This window comes from Acinetobacter higginsii (genome assembly GCF_000369845.1).
GTDB lineage: Bacteria > Pseudomonadota > Gammaproteobacteria > Pseudomonadales > Moraxellaceae > Acinetobacter > Acinetobacter higginsii.
Genome location: NZ_KB850215.1, coordinates 306,270 through 317,757, shown reverse-complemented (window position 1 = coordinate 317,757; position 11,488 = coordinate 306,270). Strand labels below are relative to the sequence as shown.

The following is an 11,488-nucleotide window of genomic DNA, read 5'->3' as shown; positions in this document are numbered from 1 at the left end:
CGCTTTATTTACCTTTTAACCTTATTGCGCAGGATAGGCTGAATCGACAGGATGTGGCTGTGCATCAATCGCAGACTGCACTTCAACCACATCATCAAACCAATGGCGAACCCCATCAATTTCCTGATAGTTTTCATGTCCTTTGCCCGCGATCACCACAATATCACCTGCTTGGGCTTGCGCCACCACAAATTTAATCGCTTCACGACGATCATGAATTTCATGCATCTCATGTTCTGCGAAATTGATGCTTTGCTTCATATCCGCAAAAATCTGTTCAGGATTTTCAGTGCGCGGATTATCCGAAGTAAGCACAACGGGATTGGCATGATCAAGTGCAGCTTGCGTCATGAGTGGACGTTTGCCACGATCACGATCGCCACCGCAACCAAATACCGCCCATAATTGTCCAGTCACATGACGTTTTAAGGTCGTCAGTACTTGGATCAAAGCATCAGGTGTATGCGCATAATCAACCACAAATAGACGCTCAGCATCTTGAATGACTTGCATACGACCTGGTGCACCTTGGAGCTGCGGTACAAACTGGACTAAGTCAGCAAGCGTAAAACCTGCATATTCAGCAGCAATCAGGCTGGCCAATAAGTTCTCAACATTGAACTGTCCGAGTAATGGACTTTGAACCACATAGTGACCCGTAGGAGCGATTAATGTAAAACTTGCTCCACTCAAGCGATATTGCAAATCCACAATATGATAATCTGCTGTCGTCTGAGTCAAAGAATACGTCAGAATTTTAGGTTGTGCCGGATTCGCCTTTGCAGCATTCAACATGAGATGTGCATGTGCATCATCCAAGTTGATCACTACAGCTTTTAATGTCTTGAATTTAAATAATAAAGCTTTGGCTTCAGCATAAGCTTCCAAAGTACCGTGATAATCCAGATGGTCACGACTTAAATTACTGTACACCGCAATTTCAAGCTCACAACCATTAAGACGCCCTTGCTCCAAACCATGTGAACTGGCTTCCAGTGCGACAAAGCTCGCGCCTTGTTTGGCATAGTCATGTAACGCATGCTGTAGTTGCAGTGCATCCAAAGTGGTATGTGTGGATGGGGTTAAATTTGGCAGAATACCGTTACCTGTCGTCCCCATTACTGCACAGCCTTTACCTTGTGAACTAATCAGCTCCGCAATGAGGCGTGAAATCGTGGTTTTGCCATTGGTTCCTGTCACCGCAATACCACGTAAAGGCTGAACAGGATCAGTCGCTTGTAAATACTGCTTCTGCCATTCGCCCATTTGATAACGGACATCAGCACAAACCCATTCGTTTGCGAGACCCAATGGTGCCTCACTGATTACGGCCAATGCACCTGCATCCAAAGCATTTTGTGCAAACTGGCGTGTTTTTTCAGGTTGGCTATAGCTATTTAAAGCAATAAAAATTTGCCCTTTCTCAACCTTGCGGCTATCCAAAGAAAAACCCTGAAAAGGTTGGGTATACCAAGCCGCATCTATGCTGATCGGGTGTATCTGTTGAAAACGAATCGACATAATTTACCTACGGATTGGATTTTATAGAAGTATCAAGTGGTTTATCTAAAGGCACATTCAAAAGGCGTAAAGACTCTTGCATGATACGCGCAAATACAGGTGCCGCTACCAAGCCGCCGTAATAACGACCTTGTGGGTTTTCAACCACGACAATCATGGCTAAACGCGGATCACTGATTGGCGCAACCCCTGCAAATAAAGCACGATACTCACTGTTTGAGTAACCTTTACGGTCTGCACGTAATTTATGGGCTGTTCCTGTCTTACCCCCAACGCGATAGCCAGGAATTACCGCTTGTTTCGCTGTACCACCAGGCATGGTCACTTGTTCAAGCATGGTCAGTACTTGATCGGCAATTTTAGGACTCAATACCTGTGTGCCTTCTGGGGCCTTATCCAATTTCCGCAAACTCAATGGCATTTGTACGCCATGATTTGCCAACATGGCATAGCCTTGTGCCACCTGCAAAATTGTTGCGTTTAGACCATAACCATATGCCATCGTTCCCAACTGCGATGGATTGAGTTTATCGCCAGAATAAAGCAAACCAGAACTTTCACCTGGAAATTTCACCGCTGAACGATGGCCGAAACCTGCACGTCTAAAGAAAGATGGAACGGTATCTTTTGGTAAAGACAGGGCAATTTTTGCCGAACCGACGTTCGAAGATTTAATAATGACGCCTGAAACGGTTAAAGCACCATAGTTATGTGTATCACGAATGGTATGCCAACCTAGGCGCATCGATCCCGGTGAAGTATTAACAATCGTATTTGGCGTGTATTTACCGCTTTCCAAGGCAGCAGCCACTGTAAATGGCTTCATGGTTGAACCTGGTTCAAACATATCAATCGCGCCACGGTTACGCATCGCATCTTTATTGCTGAGACCATTCTTATCGTTCGGGTTATATGACGGCCAACTGGTCATCGCCAAAATTTCACCCGTTTTGACATCAACCGCAATTGCTGTTGCAGAGCGAGCGTTATTGGCCACACCCGCAGCAGTCAGTTCACGATACATAATATATTGCAAACGTGAGTCGATACTCAGGGTGACATTTTCACCTGATTCAACTTCTTTAATGACTTCAGAAACTTTCAGACGATTACCCTTTTTATCGCGGATAATTTTCTGCTCGCCATCCATGCCTGACAACTGTTTATTCAGTTGCATTTCCAAACCTTCAATCCCCACCCCTTCACTATTGGTCAAACCAATAATCTGTGCATTCGGCTGCGGTTGTGGGTAGTAGCGTTTATAACTTTTCTCTGCATAAACGCCTTGGAAATTACGCTTGGTAATCAAGTCAGCTTGTTGTGGTGGAATTTCTTTTTGCAAAACTAAATAACGTGAACGTGGACGTGCCTGCATTTGTTTCTTTAAATCTGCACGATCTACACCCACTGCATCTGCCAATTCATCTAGGTTCAAGTTTTTATCAGGCAATTGACGTTTTAATTTACGATTATTCGGGTCTTTTTTGAGTTCTGCCGTGATGTCATCAAATTGCTGTTTGGTTTCCCAATAATCCCTTGGGTCCATCACAATTTTCATGATCGGGGTACTAATCGCCAAAGGTACGCCATGGCGATCACTAATCACACCACGCATCGCCTCTAAACGCTCAGTCCTTAAAATATTGGCATTGGCCTTATTTTGCAAAAAGTCTTTATTGACCACTTGCACATAGAACGCACGCGCAATCAACACAACAAAACAAAGGAGTACCGTTCCCCAAAGCAGATAAAATCGCCACATATCCAAAGCAAGGGTCGGTCTTTCAGAAATAGACTGCTGTTTTTTTCGTATTGGTTTACTTCGCTTATCTGCCATACAGCATGCCTTATTTATCTTGCTTTGAAGTCATAGGTAAAGAAATCACAACCGTCTGCGTGGCTGGAGGTGAGAACATACGTAGTTGTGTGACTGCGCGAGAACCAATCTGTGCGGTTGCACCAAAGGTTTGCTGTTCAATCAATAAACGCCCCCATTCAGCGTTTAAATCATCTCTTTCACGCATATATGCACTCAAGTCGCGATAATCATGACGGTATTCAAATACTTGGAACACCACCATCATCGCACTTGTAAACACCAATGCAACGAGTACAGCATACACAACGACCTTTTTCAGTCCTTTTCTGCTGCTTGGTTTAACGTCGTCATCATTCTTGTTGTTCATTCTCAGCCTTTTTGCTCTAAACGCTCAGCCACACGCAGCCATGCACTACGCGAACGAGGATTTGCTTTTACTTCTGCTTCACTCGCACGAATACGAGAAACTTTCTTTAAACGTCGAGTATCGACCTGTGCTTGAGGCATCCCCCAGCCAGTGTCTTCAGCCAAACTCGATTCTTTTTGAATAAACTGCTTGATTAAACGATCTTCCAAAGAATGAAAGCTAATCACTGCCAGCTGTGCAGTTGGTTTTAATAATGTGACAGCTTGCGGTAAAAATGTCTCGATATCATCGAGTTCTTTGTTAATAGCAATACGAATCGCCTGAAAAGTACGCGTTGCAGGATGCTTATGCTTTTCCCATTTTGGATGTGCGGTTTTAACCACTTCTGCCAGTTGGGCAGTCGTTGTCATTTCACCTGCCAGTTTAATGGCTTTGGCAATCCGACGGCTATAACGTTCTTCACCGTATTGGTAAATAATATTTGCGAGTTTTTCTTCTTCAATTTCAAGCAACCACTCAGCTGCTGTTAGACCTTGCGAATTATCCATTCGCATATCCAGCGGCCCATTTTGCATGAAGCTAAAACCACGTTCAGCTTGGTCCAGTTGTGGTGATGAAACCCCTAAGTCAGCCATAATGCCATCAACTTCAGTCAGACCAATTTGAGCTAACTCGGATTGAATATCTGCAAAACTGGCATGAATAATTTTAAAACGTGAATCTTCTTGTTCTAATTGTGCTGCAACTTCAAGGGCTTGCGGGTCTTTATCGAAGGCGTAAACACGTGCATTTTGGTCTAATTTTGAAAGTAACAACTTGGTATGCCCACCACGACCAAAGGTCGCGTCGACAAAAATACCAGTATCGCGACCTGCCAATACGCCATCAACGGTTTCATGAAGTAAGACAGAAATATGCGACATAAGAAATGAATCAACAGCTGAAAATGTAACTGCACATTATCACCTTGTTTTATGCCAGCACCAAACGACTTTTTGTAGAGAATTCTTAACTTTTCATAGATAAAACCGTTTTCTTATCATTTTTCACTCAATAAAAAAGCAAACACCTTCGGTATTTGCTTTTCGATCGTTCTCTTTAATCTCAGTAACAACTAGATTTATGGTTTTTCCGCATAAATCTGGTCAAAAATCGCACCATTCACAAAATGTGTTTTTTGTGCTTTTGCCCAACCACCAAACACATCATCAATCTTGAATAGTTTAATCTTTGGAAATTGTTGCGCATATTTAGCAGCAACCTGTGGATTACGTGGACGGAAATAATATTTCGCAGCCAGCTCTTGCCCTAAAGGCGAATAAAGGAAATTTAAGTAACCACGCGCCAATTGACGGTTGCCATTTTTATCTACGGTTTTATCAACGATTGCCACAGAAGGTTCAGCCAAAATCGAAATTGAAGGATACACAATTTCAAATTTATCTTTCCCTAAGCCTTGAGTTGCCAATAATGCTTCATTTTCCCAAGACAACAACACATCACCAATGCCGCGTTCAGCAAAAGTGGTGAGTGAACCACGTGCACCTGAATCCAAGACTTTGACATTTTGATAAAGCTTTTTCACCAATTCACGCGCCTTGGCATCATTACCACCCGGCTGTTTCAATGCATAACCCCAAGCCGATAAATAAATCCAACGTGGTGCACCACCGGTTTTTGGATTTGGAGTGATAATTTCCACACCTGACTTGGTCAAATCATTCCAGTCACGAATATTCTTTGGGTTGCCTTTACGCACCAAGAACACCACCGTTGAAGTGTAGGGTGCCGAATTGTCTTTAAATTGTTTTTGCCAGTCTTTACGAATTAAACCGGCATTGGCAATTTCATCAATATCATTGGCCAATGCGAGCGTTACGACGTCTGCCTGTAAACCATCGATGACTGAGCGCGCCTGTTTACCCGAGCCACCATGCGACTGCTTGAAGTCAACATCTTGCCCTGTTCTCTTTTTCCAGTACTGACCAAATGCTTGATTGTATTCTTGATAAAACTCACGTGTTGGATCATATGACACGTTTAAAAAAGTAGTTGCCGCTTGTGCTACACCATTTAAGCCCAACGCCAACAATGCTGCTGCGATGACAGTTTTCATTTATTGTTTACTCATTTCGCCCCGTTTGTCACCACTATATTTCTTTAAAAATAATTTACAATCATATAGTTATATCAATAAATTTATTACTATTCTATTTTTAAGATATAGTACTAGCGCGTATTTTTTGTATTAAAACAATACTCAGCCTTTTATTTTATGGCAAAATGAGAAAAATTATCATTCTCCACTTTTTCTACACATTTGCTTGCTAAATTCAACTTGCACACAAAGTAGCCATTTTGCTATAAATACATGTCAAGATGTGTCAAATTTTAAGATTTTTGTAAAAAGTGTGACGTAGTTATACTTTTTTATTAAGATTTATGTTTAAATCGTATTATTAAAGCAATACTATAGTTGTTTGGTTAGTCTTGTAGACTCAGAATCATGAAGGGGATGTGAGCAATGCGAGCATTAAAATTGAAAAAAGCACTATGCTTAAGCTTATTTTTAGCAGCTTCTGTTCAAATGGGGCATGCGGCAGCAATTAAAGAAAGCAATAACATAAAAACAATTGATAAATCATCTTCAAGCTTAATTGTTAAAGCGCTTGACCAGCAAAAACGTAATACCGGTTTATTACCATCGTCAGACGATGAGTTAAAAATGTTGAATACGATTCGTACCACACCAACGCAAACGTTCTTTGCCAGTCAACATGAACGTTTTTCACGTTTCGTTCAAACCATATTCCAGCCACATACTTCTTAAATTTTAAATATGTGCCCCTTCACATGTTTAAATCAAGCCTAGTCATGCTGTGACTAGGCTTTTTCGTTATAATAGTTTCAATTTAAATTTAAGCTCCGATCATTTATGAAAGTTCGTACCCGTATTGCGCCGTCTCCTACAGGTTTTCCACATGTAGGCACAGCTTATATTGCGTTATTTAATCTATGTTTTGCCAAACAGCATGGCGGTGAGTTTATTTTACGTATTGAAGATACGGATCAACTTCGCTCAACGCCTGAATCTGAAAAGATGATTTTAGATTCTTTGCGTTGGTTAGGTCTGAACTGGTCAGAAGGTCCAGATGTGGGTGGCCCACATGCCCCTTATCGCCAATCAGAGCGTATGGGTATTTATAAGCAATACGCGCTTGATTTGGTTGAAAAAGGTCACGCTTTCTATTGTTTTGCAACCGCAGAAGAACTTGATCAAATGCGTGCAGAACAACAAGCGCGTGGCGAAACACCTAAATATGATGGCCGCGGCTTAAAATTATCACAAGAAGAAGTACAACGTCGTCTTGCTGCTGGTGAGCCACATGTCATCCGTATGAAAGTACCAGAGGAAGGCATTTGTAAAATTAATGACTTACTCCGTGGTGAAGTTGAGATTCCATGGGCACAAGTTGACATGCAGGTGCTGCTCAAAACGGATGGTTTACCAACCTACCACCTTGCCAATGTTGTGGATGACCACTTAATGGAAATCACTCACGTGTTACGTGGTGAGGAGTGGTTACCATCTGCACCCAAGCATCAATTGCTGTATCAATATTTCGGTTGGGACATGCCAACATTGTGTCACATGCCATTATTGCGTAACCCAGACAAATCAAAACTGTCTAAACGTAAAAACCCAACCTCAATCAACTACTATCGTGATATCGGTGTTTTACCAGAGGCATTATTAAATTATTTAGGTCGTATGGGCTGGTCAATGCCTGATGAACGTGAAGTATTCACCCTAGAAGACATGATTCAAAACTTTGATGTACAGCGTGTTTCGCTGGGTGGACCAATCTTTGATGTTGAAAAACTCAACTGGCTCAATGGTCAGTGGATCAAAGGATTGACGCCAGGACAGCTTTTAGATCGTTTATTGGCATGGAAAAGTGATCGTCAAACCCTTGAAGATATCGCTGCTGCGATTCAACCGCGTATCAACTTGCTCTCTGAAGCCGTGAATTGGGCTGGTTTTTACTTCAACCATATGCCACAAATCAGCAAAGAGCAGTTTGAAAGCAAAAAATTGACCGAAGAACAAGTTCGTCAGAGCCTACAATTTGCAATTTGGCGTTTAGAAAGTCAGTTTACTTGGAATAACGACACTGTCAGCCAAACCTTGATGGACTTGGCGAATCAGATGGAAATCAAATTACGTGATTTCATGCCAGCCTTCTTTATTGCGATTGCAGGTTCGACCAGTTCAACACCTGTCATGCAAGCGATGGTTACTCTCGGCCCTGATTTGACTTTTGCACGTTTACGTCACGCCCTAGAACTTGTCGGTGGACCAAGCAAGAAAGAGCTAAAAGTTTGGGAAAAGCTAAATGAATCACTAAAATTGCCGAAAAATGATGCAAATAGTGAGACTTAATTCAGTTTAATGATTGACGTGTGAGCGCATTCCCCCTAATATTGCGCTCACACATTCTGGGGTCATAGCTCAGTTGGTAGAGCGCTACAATGGCATTGTAGAGGTCAGCAGTTCGATCCTGCTTGGCTCCACCAGATTCTCGAAATCGCAATGCTTTTCCGAGATGAAGTTAGGCTTTCAGTCATGTATGTGTTGCCTCATCTGTCCCTATCGTCTAGAGGCCTAGGACATCGCCCTTTCACGGCGGTAACCGGGGTTCGAATCCCCGTAGGGACGCCATATTCTCGAATATAATAATTATATTTTTCTAATAATCTTTCTCAAGCAGATTGCACATTTTCGAATTTTCCATAAAATAGCCGCTTCTCTATGCTTGGACAAATTGTCGTATGCAATCTTCCAACTCAAATGCGAATTCAGAACCAACAACGCTAAAGCGTGCCATGAGCACTCGCCATTTAGTCATGCTTTCTTTAGGTGGCGCGATTGGTACAGGTCTGTTTTTAGGTTCTGGCGAAGTTATCGCTCAAACCGGCCCTGTGGGTGCAATTATTGCCTATGTTTTAGGTGGCTTAATTGCTTATATGGTCATGCTCTGCTTAGGTGAGCTTGCAGTACACATGCCTGTTGCTGGATCTTTTGGTGCATACGCTCAAAAATATATTGGTCCAGGCACAGGTTATATGATTTCTTGGGTCTACTGGCTCACATGGACCGCAACTTTAGGTACAGAATTTACCGCTGCGGCCTTGCTGATGCAGGAATGGTTTCCACACATTTCCATGTGGATCTGGACCATTATCTTTGCAGTCACCATTTTGGGATTAAATCTCACCTCAACCCGAATGTTCGCCGAATCCGAATTCTGGTTAGCCTTAGTTAAAGTAGTCACCGTCATTGCCTTTATCATTCTAGGCTTGATGGCTATTTTTGGTTTCATTCCATTCCAAGGCTATGAATCAGCACCACTATTTCACAATTTGACCGCACACGGTTGGTTCCCGCAAGGGCTTATTCCAATCTTTACCACCATGTTGATTGTGAATTTTGCCTTTTCTGGCACAGAATTGATTGGTGTTGCTGCAGGTGAAACCAAAGACCCTGCTGAGAATGTTCCAAAGGCAATCAATGCCGCGATCTGGCGTTTATTGATTTTCTTTGTCGGCACAATCGTGGTGATCAGTGCTTTACTTCCATTCCAAGTCGCCGGCCTAGGTGGTGAAGGGGTGAGTAGCAGTCCTTTCGTAACGGTATTTAACTATATTGGTATTCCTTATGCCGACGACATTATCCGTTTCGTGATTATTACCGCACTCCTTTCTGCTGCAAACTCAGGTCTTTATGCTGCATCACGTATGATGTGGTCTTTATCAGATCAGCGTCAGTTACCAAGTGTATTCTCGCGCTTATCAAAAAGTGGCACCCCGATTATTGCATTGGTCGTGACCATGTTTGGTGCGATTCCTGGTCTGTTATCAGAGCACTTTGCCCCTGAAACGATTTTTAAGAATTTATTAGGTGTTGCAGCATTCACCATGGTCATTGTCTGGATGAGTATTTGCTGGAGTCAATTTAACTTTAGACGCCAATGGTACAAAGCGGGCCATACCGCAAAAGACTTAAAATTTGCTGCACCGCTTTATCCTATCGTACCCATCTTAGGTTTTATCTTCTGCTTTATTACTGGCTTAAGTATGGCGGCAGATCCTGAGATGCAAGCAGGCTTTATCGGTTGTTTACTGTTTATTGCTGCATGTTATCTAAGTCATTATGTTTTCTATCGAAACCGTAAATAATCAGATCTCAGAAAAAATGCAGCTTAAGCTGCATTTTTTATATCTACCAATAAACCATTTGTTTGATGATTTTTTCGCTTAACTGCTTATTTTTGATTATTTATTCTGCAATATGTTTTATTTTTAGACACTTATTCACTTTTTTTAAATTTTATTCAGAAAAGTGTTTGACACCCTATCTAATTCACCCTAATATACGCCCACCTCTGAAACGTCCCTATCGTCTAGAGGCCTAGGACATCGCCCTTTCACGGCGGTAACCGGGGTTCGAATCCCCGTAGGGACGCCACTAAATTCGAGGAAAAGCAAAGATAAAATCTTTGCCGAGAATTTAGGCCTAGCGATCAATATGTTTTACATACGACGCTCAGGTAAATTTCCTCAGATATGTCCCTATCGTCTAGAGGCCTAGGACATCGCCCTTTCACGGCGGTAACCGGGGTTCGAATCCCCGTAGGGACGCCAAATTCTGAAAAAGCCACTGCATTGACAGTGGCTTTTTTATTGCCTATTCACTGCCAATACCGACCTGAACTTCTAGACGTCCAGACTGCACACGTAGGCCACGGATCTCGAATTGATCAACCAGTTGTTGTACCAACTCACGACTTTCCTGCAAGATATTTAAACCTGGTAAAATACTAAAATCGGTCAGGTTCAATAACTTATCCACCATCCACGAACGGTTATTAATGAAATCAATAAAACCCGCTTCTTCCAGATCGATATACCACAAGCGATGCCCTTCTTTTTGAATCCCTGGGACATCACGAATCAGATGATTGATCAAGAATGGAATCGGCAAAGAATTAATTAATTCAAAACTGACATTGCCCACTCGACGTGCAGCCCAATTGGTTAAGGTGCCGCCATGGCGAATTTGTAGATCAAGATGCTCATCGACTTGACGCAGACGCAAATACTTTTCCTGCCCAATACGACACTCTAAGACATTAAATTCGAGCGAAAGTCGATACAGAAAACGATGATAGTGTCCATCGAGTTCAATATGGAACCGATCATTACCACATTCAATTTTAATATCATCAATTTCGCTGCGATCCATTCTTTTACGAATTTGATTATTCAACAGCATTTCTGGTAAATATAAGGTGAGACTGCTTTTCCCCAATGATGTTCTTGCCATCGCCAAAGCAACCTGACGTGCGACCTCGCTCGTTTCTGACACCATATCGCGTACCGTATTACGCACTCCTTCAACACCGCGCTTGGTCTGGTGTGTGACATGATCTAAGGCATCTAGTGCAGCATCTGCCACACCTGCAATGTTACGAGAAGTATCGCTGGCAAATTCCACCGCATCTTGTGCATGTTGCAATGTTTTATTAATTAGTCGACGTGATAATGATGGTTTATCATCAGATGAAGATACATCTGCTGGCATAATATCGAACATCGCCTTTTTATCATCTTGTCGATTCAAGATGCTCTCCCTCTTCCCTTTGCTACTGGCTCATTTTTCTTATGAGCGTCGATCTGCTTTCTGAACTTATTAGACGTTTTTCTGTAGATTAGCATGC

General features: G+C 42.3%; 8 protein-coding genes, 4 tRNA genes and 1 pseudogene. 7 read left to right on the top strand and 6 right to left on the bottom strand.

Annotated elements, in window-relative coordinates:
• Positions 1 to 21: 21 nt before the first annotated feature.
• From F885_RS08150 to F885_RS08170, 5 genes and pseudogenes are all read right to left on the bottom strand, one after another.
• Complete coding sequence (locus F885_RS08150) at positions 22 to 1,521, bottom strand: UDP-N-acetylmuramoyl-L-alanyl-D-glutamate--2,6-diaminopimelate ligase (RefSeq protein ID WP_005317638.1); 1,500 nt, start codon at positions 1,519 to 1,521, stop codon at positions 22 to 24.
• A gap of 3 nt (positions 1,522 to 1,524) precedes the next feature.
• Positions 1,525 to 3,358, bottom strand: a pseudogene (ftsI, locus tag F885_RS08155) (penicillin-binding protein PBP3).
• 10 nt (positions 3,359 to 3,368) lie between these two features.
• The gene (ftsL, locus tag F885_RS08160; RefSeq protein WP_004803889.1) at positions 3,369 to 3,707 is read right to left on the bottom strand and encodes a cell division protein FtsL; all 339 of its coding nucleotides are present in this window, start codon (positions 3,705 to 3,707) and stop codon (positions 3,369 to 3,371) included.
• 2 nt (positions 3,708 to 3,709) lie between these two features.
• Positions 3,710 to 4,630, bottom strand: a complete 921-nt coding sequence (rsmH, locus tag F885_RS08165) for a 16S rRNA (cytosine(1402)-N(4))-methyltransferase RsmH (RefSeq protein ID WP_004803887.1) — start codon at positions 4,628 to 4,630, stop codon at positions 3,710 to 3,712.
• 197 nt (positions 4,631 to 4,827) lie between these two features.
• A complete protein-coding gene (locus F885_RS08170) occupies positions 4,828 to 5,823 on the bottom strand; it encodes a sulfate ABC transporter substrate-binding protein (protein WP_004803885.1) in 996 nt (331 codons plus the stop codon).
• A gap of 471 nt (positions 5,824 to 6,294) precedes the next feature.
• Here F885_RS08170 and F885_RS08175 point away from each other — a divergent pair, with 471 nt between their 5' ends.
• The 7 genes from F885_RS08175 to F885_RS08205 all read left to right on the top strand — a co-directional run bounded on the left by F885_RS08175 (position 6,295) and on the right by F885_RS08205 (position 10,412).
• The gene (locus F885_RS08175; RefSeq protein ID WP_374755504.1) at positions 6,295 to 6,537 is read left to right on the top strand and encodes a DUF4179 domain-containing protein; all 243 of its coding nucleotides are present in this window, start codon (positions 6,295 to 6,297) and stop codon (positions 6,535 to 6,537) included.
• Between the two features lie 105 nt (positions 6,538 to 6,642).
• Positions 6,643 to 8,151: a glutamate--tRNA ligase gene (gene gltX, locus F885_RS08180; RefSeq protein WP_005317633.1), complete on the top strand. Its 1,509-nt coding sequence runs from the start codon at positions 6,643 to 6,645 to the stop codon at positions 8,149 to 8,151.
• A 58-nt stretch (positions 8,152 to 8,209) separates the two neighbouring features.
• Positions 8,210 to 8,285, top strand: a tRNA-Ala gene (locus tag F885_RS08185).
• A gap of 69 nt (positions 8,286 to 8,354) precedes the next feature.
• Positions 8,355 to 8,430: transfer RNA gene (locus tag F885_RS08190), tRNA-Glu, on the top strand.
• 110 nt (positions 8,431 to 8,540) lie between these two features.
• Complete coding sequence (locus tag F885_RS08195) at positions 8,541 to 9,947, top strand: amino acid permease (RefSeq protein ID WP_004803879.1); 1,407 nt, start codon at positions 8,541 to 8,543, stop codon at positions 9,945 to 9,947.
• Positions 9,948 to 10,160: 213 nt separating this feature from the next.
• Positions 10,161 to 10,236: transfer RNA gene (locus tag F885_RS08200), tRNA-Glu, on the top strand.
• Positions 10,237 to 10,336: 100 nt separating this feature from the next.
• Positions 10,337 to 10,412: transfer RNA gene (locus F885_RS08205), tRNA-Glu, on the top strand.
• A gap of 43 nt (positions 10,413 to 10,455) precedes the next feature.
• On the opposite strand, the gene F885_RS08210 is transcribed toward F885_RS08205, so the two are convergent.
• The gene (locus F885_RS08210; protein WP_005317630.1) at positions 10,456 to 11,391 is read right to left on the bottom strand and encodes a hypothetical protein; all 936 of its coding nucleotides are present in this window, start codon (positions 11,389 to 11,391) and stop codon (positions 10,456 to 10,458) included.
• Positions 11,392 to 11,488: the final 97 nt, after the last annotated feature.